This is a genomic window from Vibrio sp. Vb1554, from assembly GCF_033344235.1.
Genome location: NZ_JAWPOJ010000002.1, coordinates 176,734 through 197,003, shown reverse-complemented (window position 1 = coordinate 197,003; position 20,270 = coordinate 176,734). Strand labels below are relative to the sequence as shown.

The 20,270-nt window shown below is 45.4% G+C and carries 17 protein-coding genes; 7 read left to right on the top strand and 10 right to left on the bottom strand.

The features are described 5' to 3' along the window. Positions 1-166 precede the first annotated feature (166 nt). Positions 167-1,729, top strand: coding sequence for a methyl-accepting chemotaxis protein (locus R8N28_RS02750; RefSeq protein ID WP_065275191.1), 1,563 nt, complete (start codon positions 167-169; stop codon positions 1,727-1,729). A 141-nt stretch (positions 1,730-1,870) separates the two neighbouring features. Here the strand turns inward: R8N28_RS02750 and tkt are convergent, their stop codons facing one another. Together tkt and tal are read right to left on the bottom strand one after the other, a co-directional pair. Further along, the gene (tkt, locus tag R8N28_RS02745) at positions 1,871-3,862 is read right to left on the bottom strand and encodes a transketolase (RefSeq protein ID WP_042522667.1); all 1,992 of its coding nucleotides are present in this window, start codon (positions 3,860-3,862) and stop codon (positions 1,871-1,873) included. A gap of 125 nt (positions 3,863-3,987) precedes the next feature. After that, complete coding sequence (tal, locus tag R8N28_RS02740; protein WP_005373488.1) at positions 3,988-4,938, bottom strand: transaldolase; 951 nt, start codon at positions 4,936-4,938, stop codon at positions 3,988-3,990. 466 nt (positions 4,939-5,404) lie between these two features. On the opposite strand from tal, the gene R8N28_RS02735 reads away from it, so the two are divergent. After that, positions 5,405-6,406 (top strand): sugar-binding transcriptional regulator, encoded by a 1,002-nt coding sequence (locus tag R8N28_RS02735; RefSeq protein WP_065275192.1) that lies wholly within the window; start codon positions 5,405-5,407, stop codon positions 6,404-6,406. Positions 6,407-6,571: 165 nt separating this feature from the next. On the opposite strand, the gene R8N28_RS02730 is transcribed toward R8N28_RS02735, so the two are convergent. From R8N28_RS02730 to moeA, 5 genes are all read right to left on the bottom strand, one after another. Then, a complete protein-coding gene (locus tag R8N28_RS02730) occupies positions 6,572-7,402 on the bottom strand; it encodes a sulfurtransferase (protein ID WP_065275193.1) in 831 nt (276 codons plus the stop codon). A gap of 129 nt (positions 7,403-7,531) precedes the next feature. Continuing rightward, entirely contained in the window at positions 7,532-8,032 is a 501-nt protein-coding gene (locus R8N28_RS02725) for a hypothetical protein (protein WP_053307245.1), read from the bottom strand. Between the two features lie 12 nt (positions 8,033-8,044). Further along, positions 8,045-10,150 carry an LruC domain-containing protein gene (locus tag R8N28_RS02720; protein ID WP_065275194.1) on the bottom strand — a complete coding sequence of 702 codons (2,106 nt, stop codon included), beginning with the start codon at positions 10,148-10,150 and terminating at the stop codon, positions 8,045-8,047. Positions 10,151-10,326: 176 nt separating this feature from the next. Next, a complete protein-coding gene (moeB, locus tag R8N28_RS02715; RefSeq protein WP_065275195.1) occupies positions 10,327-11,076 on the bottom strand; it encodes a molybdopterin-synthase adenylyltransferase MoeB in 750 nt (249 codons plus the stop codon). 9 nt (positions 11,077-11,085) lie between these two features. Beyond that, positions 11,086-12,321: a molybdopterin molybdotransferase MoeA gene (moeA, locus tag R8N28_RS02710; protein ID WP_017635208.1), complete on the bottom strand. Its 1,236-nt coding sequence runs from the start codon at positions 12,319-12,321 to the stop codon at positions 11,086-11,088. A gap of 287 nt (positions 12,322-12,608) precedes the next feature. Here moeA and folE point away from each other — a divergent pair, with 287 nt between their 5' ends. Then, the gene (gene folE / locus R8N28_RS02705; RefSeq protein ID WP_005373478.1) at positions 12,609-13,262 is read left to right on the top strand and encodes a GTP cyclohydrolase I FolE; all 654 of its coding nucleotides are present in this window, start codon (positions 12,609-12,611) and stop codon (positions 13,260-13,262) included. A 45-nt stretch (positions 13,263-13,307) separates the two neighbouring features. Here folE and R8N28_RS02700 read toward each other — a convergent pair whose 3' ends face one another. Next, positions 13,308-14,255, bottom strand: coding sequence for a TDT family transporter (locus R8N28_RS02700; protein WP_005373475.1), 948 nt, complete (start codon positions 14,253-14,255; stop codon positions 13,308-13,310). A 261-nt stretch (positions 14,256-14,516) separates the two neighbouring features. Then, on the bottom strand, positions 14,517-15,920 hold the full coding sequence (gene clcA / locus R8N28_RS02695; RefSeq protein ID WP_053307249.1) for a H(+)/Cl(-) exchange transporter ClcA: 1,404 nt from the start codon (positions 15,918-15,920) through the stop codon (positions 14,517-14,519). A gap of 471 nt (positions 15,921-16,391) precedes the next feature. Between clcA and R8N28_RS02690 the strand changes: the two genes are divergently transcribed. Beyond that, positions 16,392-17,006, top strand: coding sequence for a hypothetical protein (locus tag R8N28_RS02690; protein ID WP_080773711.1), 615 nt, complete (start codon positions 16,392-16,394; stop codon positions 17,004-17,006). Here R8N28_RS02690 and R8N28_RS02685 read toward each other — a convergent pair. Beyond that, positions 16,987-17,400 (bottom strand): helix-turn-helix domain-containing protein, encoded by a 414-nt coding sequence (locus tag R8N28_RS02685; protein WP_005373470.1) that lies wholly within the window; start codon positions 17,398-17,400, stop codon positions 16,987-16,989. The two genes, R8N28_RS02690 and R8N28_RS02685, sit on opposite strands and share 20 nt — an antisense overlap. Before the next feature lie 95 nt (positions 17,401-17,495). On the opposite strand from R8N28_RS02685, the gene R8N28_RS02680 reads away from it, so the two are divergent. The 3 genes from R8N28_RS02680 (at position 17,496) to R8N28_RS02670 (ending at position 20,213) form a co-directional block, all read left to right on the top strand. Further along, a complete protein-coding gene (locus R8N28_RS02680) occupies positions 17,496-18,404 on the top strand; it encodes an aldo/keto reductase (RefSeq protein ID WP_065275196.1) in 909 nt (302 codons plus the stop codon). 367 nt (positions 18,405-18,771) lie between these two features. Next, positions 18,772-19,776 (top strand): response regulator, encoded by a 1,005-nt coding sequence (locus R8N28_RS02675; protein ID WP_005373466.1) that lies wholly within the window; start codon positions 18,772-18,774, stop codon positions 19,774-19,776. Then, positions 19,776-20,213 (top strand): PAS domain-containing protein, encoded by a 438-nt coding sequence (locus tag R8N28_RS02670; RefSeq protein ID WP_005373463.1) that lies wholly within the window; start codon positions 19,776-19,778, stop codon positions 20,211-20,213. Before R8N28_RS02675 ends, R8N28_RS02670 begins: the two co-directional genes overlap by 1 nt. Positions 20,214-20,270 lie beyond the last annotated feature (57 nt).

Below are 20,270 nucleotides of genomic sequence, written 5' to 3'. Positions count from 1 at the left end.
TATTAGCTCAAATCAACAATCTCTTCTTTATGTTTTTATCGATAATGTGAATTCCCACAATAAAAATGTCGATTTGATAAGACTTTTTATCTAACTTTTTGTAATAAAAATAAAAATCCTGTATATATCTTGCCGAAAATCAATAAAAACTAAAGAAGTTTCGTCTATGTCAGCCAATATTTCTCATAAAGCTCAAGAAACTCTCGTGAGGGAGTCTGAGGAACTCGTCTCAACAACGAACTTACAAGGTGTTATTACATATTGTAATGAAGCCTTTTGCCGCGTTGCTGAATACACTCACGAAGAACTTGTCGGTCAGAACCACAATATAGTTCGTCATAATGATATGCCTAAAGCCGCTTTCGGTGACATGTGGGCACGCCTTAAACAAGGTAAAGCCTGGCGTGGAATGGTTAAGAATGCCACTAAGTCTGGCGGTTACTATTGGGTTGATGCTTATGTCACCCCTATCTACGAAGACAACCATGTTGTTGGGTATCAATCAGTGCGCGTGAAACCAAAGCGAGAGTGGGTTGATATTGCGACAAAAGCCTACAAAAGCATGCGTGCTGCAGAGAAGTCTGGCCGAACTTGGTCGTTGAAAATCAATGAAACCATTCGCTATGCGATTCTACTTGGTGCACTAACCGCACCTGCAACCGCATATGCGTTGTCTGTTGAAGGGCCGTTGGCTTGGCTTGCAAGTGCGTTACCTGCAAGTGTTCTGGCTCTGTTATTCCGCCAAGAGTTAATTGATACACCTCAGCAACTTAAAAAGTTACAAAAGCAATATGACAGCGTAAGTCGCTTGATCTATTCCGGTAACACGGCATTTTCGATTGCTGATTTCCATATCAAAATGCTATCCGCAAGAATTCGAACCGTGTTAGGAAGAATGACTGACTCTGCATTGCCTTTGCAGCATTGCGCCGAAGAGCTCAGTCAAACAACGGCAGAAGTCTCGGCTGCATTAAATCAGCAAAATACCGATATTCATCGTGTGCGAGATGCTACCCAAGAGGTGGAGTTGTCGGCAAATTCGGTTTCTTCGAGTACCAATGATGCCCATATGTTGATTGATGATACATTGAAGTCATGCTTGATGGCGAAGGAGACCATTGATCAAACGCACACCAATCTAGCGCAATTAAGCCTTCAAGCTGAAAAAGCGACGGAAACGACGTATCAACTGAGTGATCAGGCGCAGAAGGTGAACCATTTGATGGAAGAGATTGGTGGGATCGCAGAGCAAACCAATTTACTGGCACTTAACGCGGCGATTGAAGCAGCAAGGGCAGGGGAGCAAGGTCGTGGTTTTGCTGTTGTAGCTGATGAGGTCCGCGCGCTTTCTGGGCGTACATCCAATGCAACTGAACAAATCCAAGCTTCTATCTCCACTATGTTGGCAACGATTCAAAGTTGGCAGAAAGATATTCTGGCAAACAAAGAGCAAACCGATGCCTGTTCTCAAGTAGCAGAACAAAGCGCGTTGCGTTTGTCTGAAGTTGAACAGATGATGCAAACCATGAGTGGGCTGATGGTTGATGTAGCAGAAGCGGCGAATAACCAGTTAAAGCTATCTAGTGATGTAAACCAGCACATTCATTCTATCGCTTCGACCGCAGAACAAAACTTGGCAGCAACACATTCAGTGGAACAAAACAGCCGGCAGTTAAAAGACCAAGTACAAGATTTCTATCAGCTCGCACTTCGATTTGAAGACAAATAGTCGTAACGAAAGTTGTAATGTTTATGTCCTGGCTGCGTTTACACGAATAGGAGCCAGATAAAAGAAAGCCCCGCCATTGCTGGTGGGGCTTTTCAGTTTTCACATTCGCAATAGAGAAAACTGACTATCTTTTTACTGCAATTACGCGAGTAGCTCTTTTGCTGTGTTCACTACGTTTTCAGTCGTGAAACCAAACATTTTGAATAGTTCGCCAGCTGGTGCAGATTCACCGAATGAAGTCATACCAATGATGCGACCGTCAAAGCCTACGTACTTGTACCAGAAGTCAGCAATACCTGCTTCAATTGCGATACGTGCTGTTACGTCTGATGGCAGTACAGCTTCACGGTAAGCGGCGTCTTGTTTGTCAAATGCATCTGTTGATGGCATTGAAACAACGCGTACTTTCTTACCTTCAGCAGTTAGCTGTGCTGCTGCTTCTACTGCTAGTTCAACTTCAGAACCTGTTGCGATAAGGATTAGCTCTGGCTTGCCTTCGCAATCTTTCAGAATGTAAGCACCTTTCGCGATGTCTGCTACTTGTTCTGCTGTGCGCTCTTGTTGCGCAAGGTTTTGACGAGAGAAGATAAGTGCTGTCGGTGCATCCTTACGTTCAATCGCCAACTTCCAAGCTACAGCGGACTCAACTTGGTCACATGGACGCCATGTGCTCATGTTTGGTGTTAGGCGTAGCGATGCCATTTGCTCAACTGGTTGGTGAGTTGGACCATCTTCGCCAAGACCGATAGAGTCATGCGTGTACACTTGGATGTTCTGAATTTTCATCAGCGCAGCCATACGCATTGCGTTACGTGCGTACTCCATGAACATTAGGAATGTTGCGCCGTAAGGAACGAAACCACCGTGTAGCGCGATACCGTTCATGATCGCTGTCATACCGAATTCACGTACGCCGTAGTGGATGTAGTTACCAGAGAAGTCGCTTGCTTCTAGAGACTTAGAACCAGACCACATGGTTAGGTTAGAAGGTGCTAGGTCAGCAGAGCCACCCATGAACTCTGGTAGTAGAGCACCAAATGCTTCTAGAGCATTTTGAGACGCTTTACGTGATGCAATGTTTGCTGGGTTAGCTTGAAGATCAGCAATGATTTGGCTTGCTTTCTCTTCCCACTGTGCAGGAAGCTCACCGTTTACGCGGCGTTTAAATTCAGCTGCCAGCTCAGGGTACGCTGCTTCATAAGCTGCAAATTTCTCGTTCCACGCTGCTTCCTTAGCTGCGCCTGTTTCTTTCGCTGACCATTCTGCGTAGACTTCTTGCGGAATTTCAAAAGGACCGTGCTCCCAACCTAGTTCTTTGCGTGTTGCTGCGATTTCTTCTGCACCTAGTGGCGCACCGTGACAATCGTGTGAACCAGATTTGTTTGGTGAACCAAAACCGATGATAGTCTTAGTACAGATAAGTGTAGGACGTGGATCCGCTTTCGCTGCTTCAATTGCTGCGTTGATTGCGTCAGCATCGTGACCATCGACTGCAGGGATTACGTGCCAACCGTAAGCTTCGAAACGCTTAGGTGTGTCGTCAGAGAACCAACCTTCAACGTGACCGTCGATAGAGATGCCGTTGTCATCCCAGAATGCGATCAGCTTGCCTAGACCAAGAGTACCTGCAAGAGAACATGCCTCGTGCGAAATACCTTCCATCAGACAGCCGTCGCCCATGAACACGTAAGTGAAGTGGTCAACGATGTCGTGGCCTTCTTTGTTGAATTGCGCTGCTAGCGCTTTTTCAGCTAGAGCCATACCAACCGCGTTAGTGATGCCTTGACCTAGCGGACCCGTTGTGGTCTCGATACCTGGCGCGTAACCATACTCTGGGTGACCAGGAGTTTTAGAGTGAAGCTGACGGAAGTTTTTCAGATCGTCGATAGACAACTCGTAACCTGCAAGGTGCAGTAGAGAGTAAATCAGCATTGAGCCGTGGCCGTTAGACAGTACGAAACGGTCGCGGTCTGCCCACTCAGGGTTTGATGGGTTGTGGTTTAGATGAGAGCGCCAAAGAACTTCAGCGATGTCAGCCATACCCATAGGTGCACCTGGGTGACCAGAGTTAGCTTGTTGAACACCATCCATGCTTAGCGCACGGATTGCATTTGCTAGATGTTTACGATCCATAGTGATTACTTCTCGATATTTGATTTAAATAGAGGGAACTCGCCGAAACAAGTTCAAATAGAATTTTTTGAAAATAGTGCTGATGGTAAAAGCGAGTAGACGGGCTACTCGCTTTTGGTAAGCAATTAAAGCTTAGCTTCGATCATCGCTTCTAGTTTGCCTTGGTCAACGGCGAAGTTGCGGATACCTTCAGCCAGCTTCTCAACAGCCATTGGGTCTTGGTTATGTTCCCATAGGAACTCTGCGTGAGTCATTGGTGCTGGACGCTCAGCTGCGCCTTTAGAATCAACTAGTTTCTCAACTACTTCACCTTCAGCTGCTTCTAGTTCTGCAAGTAGAGCAGGAGCGATAGTTAGACGGTCACAACCAGCTAGCTCTAAGATCTCACCGATATTACGGAAGCTTGCGCCCATAACTACAGTTTTGTAGCCGTATTCTTTGTAGTAGTTGTAGATCTTAGTTACAGATAGTACGCCTGGATCTTCTTGAGCTTCGAAGTCACGGCCTTCTTTCGCTTTGTACCAGTCCATGATACGACCAACGAATGGCGAGATTAGGAATACACCCGCTTCTGCACAAGCACGTGCTTGTGCGAACGAGAATAGAAGCGTTAGGTTACAGTTGATGCCTTCTTTTTCTAGGATCTCAGCTGCGCGAATGCCTTCCCAAGTTGAAGCCAGTTTGATAAGGATACGGTCGTTAGTGATGCCAGCATCGTTGTACATTTTCACTAGTTGACGAGCTTTCGCTACGCTGCCTTCCATATCGTAAGATAGACGAGCGTCTACTTCTGTAGAGATACGACCTGGGATAGTTTTTAGGATTTCTTTACCGATGTTTACTGCAAGCATGTCACAAGTATCTTGAACTTGTTGAGCTTTGTCGTTGCTCTGTGCTTTAGCGTATTCGATTGAAGCATCGATTAGAGGTGCGTACTCTGCGATTTGAGCGGCTTTAAGGATAAGAGAAGGGTTAGTTGTTGCGTCTTCTGGCTGATACTTTTTAATTGCATCAATCTCGCCAGTGTCTGCTACTACAGTCGTTAGTTTACGAAGTTGCTCTAACTTGTTGCTCATAATCGATCATCCTATTTAAATGGGCTTAAGCGTGATTTTTGTTATCACAGCTTGTGCATTTGCAAGCGAGTTAGCTAACCGTCTCATCGCATTTAATGAGACATCTGCTCAGCCAACTACGGAAAATTTCGTTACCGAACAAATGCTATGAACATTTGATCGATAGCTGAGTAAATGATGTGTCCATATTTATCCTATCTATGCTGAAAGTCAATCGCTGAAATGGACTTATAGTGAACTTCATCAACGTTTTTTTACTGTGTGTTTAGTGGTTAACCCAAATAAACGTTTGCCCTTATTGTTCAAAGCTTGAGCGTTATCCAAGAGGGTAAAAAATTGTAGTGAGAAAATGTTATTGCGATGAGCAAATGTAGCGTTTAAATTGATAAAGAACATATGCTAAGTCAATGAGCATATGTTCACTTATTGCATACAATATCGATCCTCTTAAAGGGCGAGAGAAACCATGAGCAGTTCTAATCAAGATATTTCCATTGAAAACACGGATTTGTTGACAGAGATTTCCGTCGCGTATTATCAAGACGGTGCGACTCAGGAAGAGATATCGAGAAAATTTGCCATATCACGCGCAAAGGTCGGGCGAATGCTAAAGCAGGCGCGTGATGAAGGCATTGTTGAAATTACCGTTAAATACCATCCGGTGTTTAGCGCCAAGATTGAACAACGTTTGATCGAGCGATTCGGCGTTAAGCGCGCGCTTGTTGCTCTTGATCAACCGAATGAAGAAGCGCAACGACTACAGGTATCGGGATTGGTGTCCAATTATCTCACTAGCACGCTCAAAAACGGCATGGTGGTGACGGTCGGACAAGGGCGCAACGTGTCGTCTGTCGCTCACCATATTGGTGTTATTACGCCGCGTGACTGTAAATTTGTGTGTGGCATTGGTGGTATTCACCCGCGTGGCGGTATGTATAACGCCGACCATATTTGTCGTCAGTTGGCGAAGAAATATGGGGGGACCTCTGAAACACTTTATGCGCCGGCTTACGCAGAAAACAGAGAACAGAAGTTGGCCTTTATGCAAAATGCAACCGTGAAACAAACGCTCGACCTAGCACGTAAAGCCGATGTCGCTTTGGTTGGTATTGGTGACATGAGCGAAAACAGTTACATGGTCGACTTAGGTTGGTTTACGCCTGATGAAGTGGTTCAGTCGAGACTTCAACAAGGTGTGGTAGGGGATTTTGCAGGTTATGACTTCTTTGATATTCACGGTAATGTAGCGAACACGGTAATGAGTGACCGAGTAATTGGACTTGGTATTGAAGAGTTTCGGTCGATCTCGGAAGTCATTGCGATCGCAGCAGAGAACAGCAAGCCGCTCGCTCTACTCGGAGCATTAAGAACTGGAGCGATAGACGTGATCGCCACGAGCGTTAGCAACGCATTAACCGTGCTCAACTTAGATGAGCAAATGCACGGCAACGCGACATCTGAACGCTAACGGAAATAGTCGGCTTTTGATGTAGTCAGGCTATGAGGGGTGACAAATCACTCATAGCCAGTTTCTATTTCGAAATGACAAGTTTGGTTTAGAAGCTGCGTTTAGTTTATTGGAACACATCATCTTTAGATAAACGTAAGATACTTTGTTAAACAGACACTTGTCTTAACGCTCGATAGGTAGAGAGTGGTCAGCACCCCATTCGGTCCAAGAACCGTCGTACACCGACAGATTGTCCAGACCAATTTGATACGCCGCGAGTAACAAAATGCATGCGGTTACACCGGAACCGCAACTAAAAATAATCGAATTGTCACTATCTATCGTTAGTGCGCTAAATATCTGTTGCAACTCTGAATTTGGTTTAATGTGACCGTTGGTCAAGAGTTCTTGAAACGGTAAGCAAACCGAATTTGGAATGTGACCACTACGTAGACCTTCTCGTGGCTCAGGCACTTCACCAAGGAATCGTGCTTTGGCTCTGGCATCGATGATGTTGGCACTTTTATTGGTTGAATGAGCAAGAACATCTTGTGCACTCAAAAAGGCATTTTGGTTGAGCTTACCCGCAAAGTTACCTCTTTCGCTTGGTTGCGATAGGGTACTTTCAACAGGGAATCCGGCTTCAATCCAAGCTGGAAGACCGCCATTTAAGACTCGAACATTATCATGTCCCATAGCTTTGAACATCCACCAAGCTCTTGGCGCGGCTAAAGTGCCAGAGTTGTCGTAAACCACAATCAAATCTTCGTTGTTCAAACCGAGTTCTTGCGCACTTTGGTTGAAGCCTTCTTCTGTTGGCATCATATGCGGCAGGGAAGAACCGGGTAAGCAAAAGTCATTGTCGTAATCAAAGCGTAAAGTATTTGGAATCCACTTATCTTGAATCTTTTTACCTTCAGAAGGGATTTGAAACGCAATACTAGCGTCGAGGAGCTTGACGTTAGGTTGGCCGAGAAGGCTATTGAGTTCATCAGTACTAATCAGTGCTTGCATTGTCTTTAGTTTGCTAGGTGGATAATCTTACTGTTTTACAACAAAAAAATCGCATGTTCAAAAGAACGATGCGATTTTTAAGTTAAAGATTGAAGATTTGTTCTGAAAGACAGCTTTCGATTTACCCAGTTACATGGTCCAAGTGTTGTCTCCAGAAGTAATCACTTTCTGTATTGGGTCACTACCGTCATAGAACCAAATTTCAACAAGTAGGCTACCTTGGCTATCAGAAACATTAAAGTCGACATTTGCTGTACCATTGTTGAGTGGAACCGATGCGACTTTGCTTGGGTATTTTGCATCGTAGTTACCTGAACTGTTCTCGACAAACTCTTTGTACACGCTTAGGTGTGCTCGTTGTGAAGAGAAACCACTGATGTCTACATTGAGCGTACCTTCCGTCACTGGGTTGTAGCTAAAGCCATCTGGTACTACTAGATCCTGCATGGTTGCATCTTCTACAGTTACGGTAGTCTCTTCTACGGTTGTTTCTTCCTGTTGGGTTGTGTCTTCCTCTGCAACGGTGGTTTGGGTTGGTGGAGGTGGTGTACTGTTACCACCTCCGCCGCCACCGCCGCCGCCACAAGCCGTTAGTGCTAATCCCATGATGATTGTGATAAGTGCTTTCATAATGTTATCTCCCTATGGAATGTAGCATTTGTTAGGTGTTGGAGCGGTGTGCCAATCTGTGCTTAGTTCGCCACCAGACTCAGCCCAAGTTTGGAAGTGAGGGTATGCATCGACCATGTCTACACGCTCTAGCGGCCAATCCCAATCTTCTACTATTAACAGTGCCCAAGGTAAGTTGTTTGCTGTTTTGAAGTACACACCTTGTACAGGGTCACTTGCATCGACGCCGACACCGAAGAGGTTTTGGTCATCAAACTGTTCTGTTGGTGGTTGGTCTGCTAAGTGAACCTCCCATTTACGACCTGGTTGGAAGGTAATCCCGTCGCCATGGTAAGTCCCCGGCGTTGCGAAGATGAACGGGTCGTATGGCATGGCTTGAATGGCTGAACGGTCAGAGCCTTCGGTGAAGTACACATTCAAGGTAAAGGTGAGTGAAACGTTATCATCACAGCCAGACTCGGTACGGAAGTAGCTACAGCTGCTCGCCGCGTGTGTGCTTAAGTCTTCACTGATGATGAAAATGGCTTCATCAGAAATACTTTCCAAGCCATTAGATGCTTGCTCTACACCATTGAAGGATAGCGTCGTTAATCCATTTTCAATCGAGCTTCTCAATACACCCGGTAGTCGGATTGCGAAGCCATTTTTGTAGCTTGCGCCGTAAGCCGCTAGGTCACCTGTAATCTGAATATTCTCAACATGACCAGCAAGACTGGTTTCAGTGATGCGGAATTTCACGACCACATCGTTCATGTCGTAGTCTGCGGTGTATGGCCAATTATCTTCATAAGCCACGGTGGCGTAATCTTCTGCACTCGGGAAATATTCCACTGAGTAGCCATTACCAGTGATGGTAATTGGGTAATCTTCCACCTCACCAGATGTCGAACCACCATCGTAGTTTAATCCGGTTTGTTGGCTAAAGCGGAATCGACTCCAGCTTGAACCTTCCGTTGCAGCGGTTGAAACGACAAACGGTAGGGGATTATTACCCGCAGACAGTAATTGGTCAGTAAAGACCTGTTCGCCTTCATCATCAAAGTCACCATCGCGGTTCCAGTCAAACCATGCTGATAGGTAGCCAGAAGTAGAAGCTGTCACATTCACAATTGAGCTTAAGCCTGGATCAAGTGCGGATACAAAACCAACACCATCTTCATCGGCTGTGCCCACAGAGTTGTCGTTTGCTTGACCGTCGGCATCACCATCTGGAGCGACGGAACCAAGCCAAGTTACACCGTCCACTTCGTGACGAGGACCGTTTGACGCAAGTGTTGTGTGGTAGCTGTCTGGAGCATCACCGAAATCAATTGGCTCGTCTTCGTTAATCACCGGAGCATTTGCACAACGTGCACCGTCATTTTGGCTTGAGCTTGGACCGTTGGATACAAACTCAACCGCAGGAACGATACCTGCTGCGATATTGGCTGCGTTACCTTCCGAAAGGTCAACGCGATAGATTTTGCCATCTTGGTTACGTGACACATAGTAGTTGCCGTTTACATCGAAGTAGCCAGCACCAAATGTGCCTTTCTCACCTGTGTCACCTATCGCAGTTGCGCTACCATTTGATGGGTTGAACTGATATAGCACACCAGAGTTGTTGTCGATGCCGTAAAGGGAGCCATCACCTGGATGGAATGCAAAGTCGGTTAGGTTCACAGTCGCTGTTGAGCTGATTTTCACGATGCTCAATGTCGCATTTGGATCAGAATCGAGCGGAGAAAGGTCAATGGAGAAAAGTCCTTTGCCTTTGCGGTACAAGTAGTAGACGTGGTTGTAAACGTCACCTACGTAAAACGTGTGGTCGGTAGGAAGACCCGAAACATCAAGTGTCTCTGCTTGGAAGTCTTGACCAAGGCGAACAATCTTTTTGTTTGTGGTGTCGTAGCCGTAGATATAACGGTCAGTGAAGTTAAAGCCTACACCGTTGATGCCCGAAGCCAAACCTGTGTCGTCCTCTAAAAGAGTCGTAGAACCTGTAACCAAATTGACGCCATAGATTTGAACCGGGGTTGATTGGAACAGGTATGCTTTGCTTGGGCATGTGTCAAATGGCGCCGCTTGTGCATAAGAGCTCGCTATTAGAGACCCAAGTAGTAGTGATGTCCTTTTCATAATTCGCCCTCTCATTGGTTCGTGATATATGCAATGAAAGGAATGTGCCAACTTTTAAGTTGTTGAATTTTATTGGGTTAATATTTGTAAGAAGAAGGGTTTTAAATCTGATTGTCAAAATGAGAAAAAAGCCCAACATCGAGTTGGGCTTTTTGGGAATGATTAGAGGTGCAGAACTAACTACAAACCGGACAGGTGGGCATTTTCATCAGATTCATTTCTCGCCAAGACATGCTGAGCGCGTCCAAAATCAGAATTTTGCCTTTCTTTGGTTGGCCGTAATCAGCAATCACTTTGATCGTCTCCATCGCTTGTACTGCGCCAACAATACCCACAACAGGAGCCATGACTCCGGCTTCGACACAACTTAACGCACCGCTGCCGAAGAGGGCACTTAAGCACTGGTAACATGGTTGAGTTGGGTCGTCGTAAGTAAACACACTCACTTGGCCTTCCATACGAATAGCCGCGCCTGAAATTAGCGGTGTTTTAGTCGCAAAACATAGGCGGTTAAGTTGATTGCGCGTATCGACGTTATCTGATGCATCGACAACAATAGTGTGTTGCTTAATCAGGCTCTCTAACGCGGTATCATCAAGACGTTTTGCGATGGTATCTACGACAATGTGCGGATTAAGTTCACGTAGTGCATTGGCCGCCGAGTCTACCTTCTTACGACCAATATCCGCATCGTGGTGCAGCACTTGGCGCTGAAGGTTAGACAACTCGACGATATCATCATCAATCAGCGTGATTTTACCGACACCAGCAGTCGCCAAATATTGGCTTGATGCGCAGCCTAAACCGCCAGCACCAAGCATCAATACCGATGCTTGTTTGAGTGCTTCTTGTCCTTCAAAGTCAAACTGACGAAGAATGATTTGGCGGTTGTAACGCAACATTTCCTGATTGGAAAGAATATCCACAACGTCTTCCTAGTAAAGGGTTGAGTTGAATAGTTGAATCTGAACCGTTTCGCCCACTTCAACTCGGCCGCGTTCACGTTCCAATACAACAAAACAGTTCGCTAGGCTCATTGAGCGGAATGCACCAGAGCTTTGGTTACCGGTTGTTTCAACGACAAACTTGCCATCTTCCAATGTATAGATACCACGTTGGTAATCGGTACGACCTGGCGCTTTCTTAAAGGCGGTTTTGGTTGTTGCTGGAATAGATTCGGGTGCTTTCCATTCTGTATGGCCTGCAAGTTTTGCCAGCATTGGTTGAACAAGCACGTACATAGTAAGAACTGCAGAAACAGGGTTACCCGGCAGCCCACAGAACCAAGCTGTACTTAGCTTACCAAATGCGAAAGGTTTACCCGGCTTGATTGCTAACTTCCAGAAACCGATTTCACCAAGCTCTTCAAGAATGTCTTTGGTGTAATCCGCTTCGCCCACACTAACACCGCCTGAGGTCACAACCACATCTGCCAATGTTTGCGCTTGTTCAAAGGTTGCTTTCAGAGTCTCTGGGCAATCTGGAATGATACCAAGATCAACGGCTTCACAACCGAAGTTCTCGATAAGTGGTTTAATACCGTAACGGTTGCTGTCGTAGATCTGACCTTCGTCTAGCGGTTCGCCCAGTGGTTTAAGTTCATCACCAGTAGAGAAGAAAGCAACTTTTGGCTTACGTACTACTGTCACATGGCTAACACCAAGCGACGCAATCATCGGAATATCGCGAGGTGTCAAACGTGCACCTTTTGCCAGTACGATGTCGCCTTGTTTGATGTCGTCACCTGTTGGGCGGATGTTGTTTTGTGGCTTCACGTCGGTTTGGTTGAACTGAATGCCAGCATCTGTTACTTCAGTGTTTTCTTGCATGATAACGGCATCACAACCCTGTGGGATTTTTGCGCCAGTCATGATGCGAACACAGGTACCTTGAGGCCATTCACCTTCAAAAGGTTGTCCTGCAAATGATTTACCTGCCAGAGGCAATACAGAAGATGACTCAAGATCTTGAATGCGAATAGCGTAGCCATCCATTGCTGAGTTATCGAATGGCGGTACGTGAATAGGAGACAGGATGTCTTCTGCCAGTACAAAACCGAGTGCTTCAGCAAGTGGAAGAGAAAGCGTTGTTTGGATAGGTTTGATTCGCGATAACATTTTGTCCATCGCTTCTTCAATTGGCATCAAGCCAGGTGCGTCGCAGCAGCCCATTGAGAAAATCCTGTGTTCTTTTGTTTTGTGGCAACTTTACCATAAAAGGGGACTGAGTAAGAATGTCCACCTATAAAATATGGGTGTAATTATTCAAAAATCCGAGTATCCTTGTCAGCCATCCAAAAGGGGTAAAAAACCTGCGGAGCTCAAGAAAATCAGCTCAGTACCTTCATCTGATGTGACTTGGTGTAAAGACACGAACTGAGCAACTCAAAGCGAAAAGTATGAATGCAATTTTGATTGGGTTTGTACGAAGGCTGAAGTAAAACAAAAGAGGAAGTGGAATGTCAGGTCTGAGCGAGTCAGCGAAGTTAGTAAAAGAAGCGCTAGAGCAACGCGGTTTGGAAACGCCAATGCGTCCAAACAACGTAAGTCGTGAAGAGAAGAAAGAGAAGATCGAACACCACATGCGTGAGATCTTAGGTCTACTTCAACTTGACCTTACCGACGATAGCCTAGAAGAAACCCCTCACCGCATTGCTAAGATGTACGTTGACGAAATCTTCTCTGGTCTGGATTACTCCAACTTTCCTAAAATCACAGTGATTGAGAACAAGATGAACGTGAGCGAGATGGTTCGCGTGAAGGACATCACCGTAACCAGTACTTGTGAACACCACCTTGTGACCATTGATGGCAAGGCCGCTGTGGCTTACATTCCACGTGGAAAGATCATTGGCCTGTCAAAGATCAACCGTATCGTTCGCTTCTTTGCTCAGCGTCCACAAGTACAAGAGCGTATGACTCAGCAGATTCTTGTTGCACTTCAAACGCTGCTTGAGTCCGATGATGTGGCAGTGACGATTGACGCAACACACTACTGCGTGAAATCTCGCGGTGTGATGGATGCAACCAGCGAAACGACAACAACTGCATTGGGTGGCATCTTCAAGAGCAACCCAGCAACGCGTGCCGAATTTCTGCACGGTTTACGCTAGGTAACCAAGTACTATTCTAAGAGGATGGCAAACGCCATCCTTTTTTTATGCTTGTTTAGAAAATGACTTCATGATTTCTGGCCAATACATTTTGACGTAACCTGCCGATACCCAAACAACCAATACAGTCGCGATACTGAGCTCTAGAAAACCAAAGTCGTGTAGCCAGTGCCAGTGAGGGTGCGATTCGGCAAAAAAAGAGGTTAAGCGATGCATTGCGATAGCGCTGATCACGGAAGGAAAGGTTACTGCCGCGATAGAAGGTTGAAACTTCAAGCGAAGTAAGCGGAAGTAACATAAGTAGATCAATAAAGTCATAGTGATGGCGATCCCGGCCAATGCGCCTGTCAGTATCGGATCAGGTAAGGGAAAGTTCACCAAGTATGCTGCTAATGACAAGTTTACCGGCGCGGCCATAATCGCGAGGGTCGGTCTTGCTCGCCTTGGTAGAGAGCCGAAAAACACCAAACGATACAACACGAGTGGCAGCATGAAGAAATAAATGCCGATGCACATCATCGCTAACGTTTCGGAAAATAAGTTGTGACCTAGTTGAGAACCGGCTAGTGAACTACTGATCAGCCCCACCGGATAAAGAAACCAACTCGGTACGATATTGGACATTTTGAAGTTCATTAGCTGAAAGCTAAAAAACAGCACCATCATAGTAAAATGCAGCAAAAGCGCCATAAACCAAAGTGGATAAGCGATGATAGGCGCTACAGCGGCAAGGTAATCTGCAAGGATCAGTAACGCCATACTCATTGGTGCCATTAAACTACCACTCAGCGGGTGACGAATGTCGACCATGAATAATCGTGGATTAGCGGCATATTTTATGAGTACAGGGGCGAGTAAAAGTGCGCCGAGTGACGCCAAAAATGGACGTATCGGTTCACCAATCTCAGGAACATAGAGTGCCCAAGCTTGCCCTAAACCTATCATACCTAGTGCCAACGCGGCTTGAGACGGCGGGACACTATAAAACTGCACAAATCTTCTCCAGTTCAAATCTACTCCATTTGATTTTTGCCTGAATGAAACGAAACATGACGATTTGGATGAAATGCTCTATTTAAGTAGCGAATACTAACAAGTATGGAGAGGGGTTTCTCATGAAAGGTGGTGAGCAAATATCAGAGAATGATAATTTTGTGAGTTTGGTATCGAATATTTGGGAAAAGATGTAAAAATGCAGAGTTTATCGCTCCAAACCCTTCGATAGTCTGGAGCGAAGTGATAACAAAGAGAATGTTATGTTGATTGATTCTCCGGTAGATCCTGTTGGCGTAACTTTTCGTTTTTGATTGTGCGATGCAGCAGCTGGCTGTAAATAGGTTGTCCACCCAACAATTGAGCAATAATCACAGCGCCCAAACAAGTAATGATCAATGGCAGGATTAAGTAGTAGTTATTCGTCATTTCAATCACTAACAGAATACCTGTAATCGGTGCACGTACCGTTGCTGCAAACAGGGCACCCATGCCCGCAATCGCAAATACACCAGGCTCGATATCAAGCGCAGGGAGTAAGACATCAGCACTTGCTCCGAACGCATAGCCAAATAAGGTTCCCAGAGCAAGCATAGGTGCAAAGATGCCTCCCGGCGCACCAGAACCAAAACAGAGCAGGGTTGTAATTACACGACCAAAGAAAAGCAAAACTAAAATGGATACCGAGTAGTTACCGTTAGTAATGTCAGGAATAAGGCCGATACCACCACCAGTTAGTTGGGGTACGTACAAAAGAAGCAAGCCAAACACGCCTCCCAGTAACGAACCTACAATCAAGTAGCGCTTACGATCGTTTTTGTGAATTGCGACAAAACTGTCTTGTGCTACGGTAATCAGTTTATTGAAGATCACGCCAAACACGCCAAACAATGCGCCAAGCAATAAAAACAGCCATAGGGCTTGAAGCTCTGGCGACTGGTATTGCGGCATAGTGATAACGGCGTCTTGCCCGTTGATGGCGCGAAACACTATGTTCGCCATAATGGCAGAAATGATCACTGCGCGAATTGAGATCAAAGAGTAGCGAAACTGAGGTCGCATTTCCTCCACAACAAACATAATGCCTGCGAGTGGGGCATTAAAGGCCGCAGCCAAACCGCCAGCAGCACCAGAAGCGAGCAGGGAGTGGCGGGTATCGTCATCCTTTACCCGGAATATATCGGTCACCATTCGACCAACAGCACCACCCATTTGAACGGTTGGGCCTTCACGACCAAGCACCATACCAGAGCCAAGTGCGCCCATGCCGCCGAAGAATTTTACTGGTAGCACGCGCCACCAGCGCACTGGACGAATATTATCCATTGCCCCTTCGATTTCAGGAATACCAGAGCCTGCCGCTTCTGGCGCAAAGCGGTGCACAAGAAAATAGCCAATAAAAGCTAAAAGTGCGCTAATGAGAACCGCTGCCAGCCACAATGGTAGAACATTACCAATTTCGCTTCTTAACCATTCTGTTCGTGTTTCAGAAACGAAATGAACGGCAAGCTCGAAATACGTACCGACAAAACCAGCCAACGTACCCACAATGGCGGCCATAATGAGAACAGAAAATGATGTTGACCCTCGAGAGACAAACTGGTTAATCGCATCTTTCGGTACGTGCGCCAACACAGATTTCACAATTCTCTCGCGTTTGGTCATTAAAAAGCTCTCCTGTTGCTGGGGGGAAGGGACGAAAGAAAGTATACGCTTCGCAGAGTCTAGACCTAATCAATAAAGATGCAATTTAGCTTTTCACTATTGAGTGTTCGAAGTGTCGCGATATTATTCATTCACTCAGATTGTGCTATTGCTCTCATAATTTAGGATAAAAAACTTGTTTTTTGAGAAAAATGAACCATGCTTTAAATGTAAAGCAACATGACTGCTTCAGAAGGAGGGATGTGAGGTTTTACACACAATTTGGATGGATTCAAACCCTACGGTAAGTCCTCGTTTTATGTTCGGGATGCATCAATAGACATCGCCGATTCGCACACTCACGATTGAGTAACGAGGTAGAGGCGCACGAACATGTGCGCCTTCTTAATTTCTGCGTTATAACTTTCATCACCATAACTTTCATCGCCACCTGCCACTATTTTTCTCTTGAACATTTTCTTGCAGTTAGTAATGTCTTGGTTCGATGTCAACCAACTAGAGCAGTGCATGCGCTTTTATCTTCGACTCTTACTTTCTTTATGTTGTTGTTCGGTAACGTTTCCGGCACTTTCAACGCCGAGCTGGTGGCAAGACACGTTGTCAGCAATGCCATATTCCAATTTAAAAGAACGTATAGAAAAAAGTGGAAGCTGGTATGGTTGCGAAGTGCAGTTGCGAGACAACTCAACGTTTATCAGCGCATTTTGTTTGGATGATTTTTCGTACTACCAGCAGCACTTGTATGGTGAAGTGATTTTGAGAAGGGAAAGTGCTCAGTTCTCGTTTCTCACTGAATACGAGTGGCAGCGTCTGAATGACTTACTTCTCAACTTAAGAAAGGATGGGTTAGTTTTACGCAGAGTTACTATCGGACAAGAACACTATGATGTCGTTGAAGCTCTGGAAAAGAAATCTTCCGAACTTGTCGATAAAGAAGTTGTTTTGTTGATGAACCGCTATCCACAAGAAACGATTCGAAGTTTGCTTTGGGTAAAACCGGACGAGTTTCTGACGCCATCACCGTCCTTAAATGTGCAATTGCGCAGTGATGGCGAAATTATCGAGGTCAAAGTGACTCGTTTTTAGATTCTTTATGGAGAGATAGGAAGGTCGCCATTGCAGACTCATCCAAAAAACCATCCGATTTTTTGTGAGCGCGCAGGTATTGATAGCCTGCAATTAGCTTGCGGTGTATCTCTTCTGCATCGTCTGACAACGGCTGATTCATAACGTGTTGAAAGGCAAGTTTGTACGCATCCATATCCACGACTTCAGCACGGCGATATAAATAACCACATCCCGTTGCTAACCATTCGAGAGAGCAATTGGCGCGCATTGCAATTTGATTTGCTTTGGTTAGGCTAGGTTCACTGCCTTTAAGGTATTTGCGTATTAAAGCTTCAGACACATCGACGCGTCGAGCGAACCCGCTGATGCTTTCTTCTCCGATCAGGGTGGCTAGGCGTTGGGCAAAAGACATATTTCGTACTCCAGTTCGAATTGCGAAAGTTTACCCGTTGAGCCGGTACGAAAACAAGACTACGATGAATGCAGATCAATTGAAGGAGAAAACCCATGGTTGCAAAAGTAGTAACTGCACCAAAAGGCCCAGAGTTCTCAGAGCTGGTTCAAGGATATTGGCGTGCAGTTGAGTGGGGAATGACGGCTCAAGAGCGTTTGTCATTTCTTAAGCAACACATTGAGTTAGGCATTACGACAGTCGATCACGCCGACATCTACGGTAATTACGAGTGTGAGGCGTTGTTTGGTGAAGCGTTAGCTTTAGACAAGAGTGTTCGTGAGCAAATTCAGATCGTGACGAAATGCGACATCAATTTGTGTGGCGATAAAACGCCAGAGCGTAAGATCAATCACTACGACACGAGCTCAGCACATATCTACCAATCGGTGAATAACTCGCTAGAACGTTTGAATGTGGATGAAATCGACGTACTTTTAATTCATCGTCCTGACGTGTTAATGGATGCAGACGAGGTTGCAGAAGCATTTTCTGAGCTTCACAAAGTCGGCAAAGTGAAGCACTTTGGCGTGTCTAACTTCACTCCACGCCAGTTTGAACTGCTGCAATCTCGCTTAGGTAAGCCGTTGGTTACTAACCAAGTGGAAATCAACCCACTTAACTTTGAGGTTGCACACGATGGAACGCTTGAACAAATGCAAATGTTGCGCACGCGACCAATGGCTTGGTCTTGCCTCGGTGGTGGTTCAATTTTTAGTGGTGACAGTGAGCAAGCTGTTCGTGTCCGTAACGAATTAGAAGCAATTCGTGAAGAAGTTGGCGCAGCGAGTATTGACCAAGTAATTTATGCTTGGGTACGTCGTTTGCCATCTAACCCTATTCCAATCATTGGCTCTGGTAAAATCGAGCGTGTGAAAACTGCAGTTAATGCATTGAACATCGAACTTACTCGAGAGCAATGGTATCGCGTATGGGTGGCTTCTAAAGGTCATGGTGTGCCATAGAATTGATATCTTATCGATGAAATTGTTATTAAAGGCATCCTCTAGCAGGGTGCCTTTTTAGTTTTAGCGCGTTACTGTTTACCCATTATGGAAATGGAAAGAATGAAATTCGAGCAAAAATGGGCTTTGGATGTTAGCTGCAACTTTTTGCTTACTTTTGGTGGAGGAGTTTTACCCATGTTTGTTTTATGTCACTAAACAGCGAATGTGATGCTTGCTTTTTAGTCATTTTGTTCACTCATTCATTCATATTGCGTATGCTTATTGAATAATAAAGAAATAAAAAACTCGTCAGTTTTCTCGTATTACATGCTGTAACAATCTGTTAGACTCCGGCGCAGATTGTGGAATATAAAAAGGTGATTGAATGTCTTTTCCCGTACTCATCTGTGATGATTCAGCGTTAGCACGCAAACAGATGGCGAGATCACTACCAGCCACATTGAATGCCGATATTACGTTTGCTATCCACGGAAAAAACGCGCTAGAAGAACTCGAAAAAAACGAGTTTAAATTGATGTTTCTTGATTTGACCATGCCAGAAATGGATGGCTTTGAAACACTAGAGCACATGCAACGGTTAGGGGATAAAACTCCGGTGGTTGTGGTGTCGGGGGATATCCAACCTAAAGCGAAAGAGCGCGTGTTCGCACTGGGTGCAAAAGCGTTTATTCAAAAACCGATCGCCAAAGATGAACTCAAGAAGGCGCTTAAAGAGTTGGTCGAGCCAGAACCTCGTCCTCAAATTATCACGCCTGTCTCTATTGAGTTACCGATTTTACGTCGTCGCGATATTTACATGGAAGTGGCTAACGTTTCAATTGGTCGAGCAGCCGATGCGTTGGCGCGTCACTTTGATGTGTTTGTGCAACTACCGCTGCCGAACGTCAATATCTTTGAAGTGAGCGAACTTCACATGGCCCTACGCGACTTGGCGTCGCATGACAACGTATCGGGTGTTTGTCAGGGATTTTGTGGCGAAGGTATTGCTGGCGAAGCGCTAGTGATTTTGAGTGATTCAAGCGTATCTGATCTCAAAAAGTTGATGAAAGTACCAGCAGACAGCGAAGAGCTAGAAGAGCTTGAGCTGCTAATGGATATTTCTAATATTTTGGTGGGGTCGTTCTTAAATGGTTTAGGCGAGCAGTCTGAAGTCCGATTCTTCCAAAGTCCACCAGTACTCCTTGGTCAGCATATCTCAATTGACTCGATCATTGAATCTACAACTGGAGCATTCAGCCGCACGATGACATTCGAAGTGAGCTACAACATTGAAGGAACGTCGATTCGTTGTGACTTGTTGTTTATGTTTGTGGATGAATCCTTGCCGCTGCTTGATAACAAACTGTCTTATCTAATGGAGGAGTTCTAATGTTGAATATGCCAGCAGAGTTTGAACAATTCCATTGGATGGTGGATATGGTACAAAACGTCGACATGGGCTTAGTGGTCATTGATCGAGATTACAATGTACAGGTCTGGAATGGGTTTATGACTCATCACAGTGGTTTGCAGTCTCATGATGCGATAGGTCGTTCTATATTTGATATCTTCCCTGAAATCCCACAGGAGTGGTTTAAATTAAAAACAAAACCAGTGTATGACCTAGGCTGTCGCAGCTTCATCACATGGCGACAACGACCTTACTTATTCTGCTGTCGCAATGTTCGACCAGTTACGCAGCAAGCGGAGTTTATGTACCAGAATGTTACGTTGAACCCAATGCGCACACCGACTGGAAAAATCAACTCGTTGTTTTTGTCTATACAAGACGCGACGGCTGAAGCTCTGATGTCTCAGAATCAATAGCGATAAAAAACTTTCTCAAAAGCCAAGGTCCGCCTTGGCTTTTTTGTATACTTATAA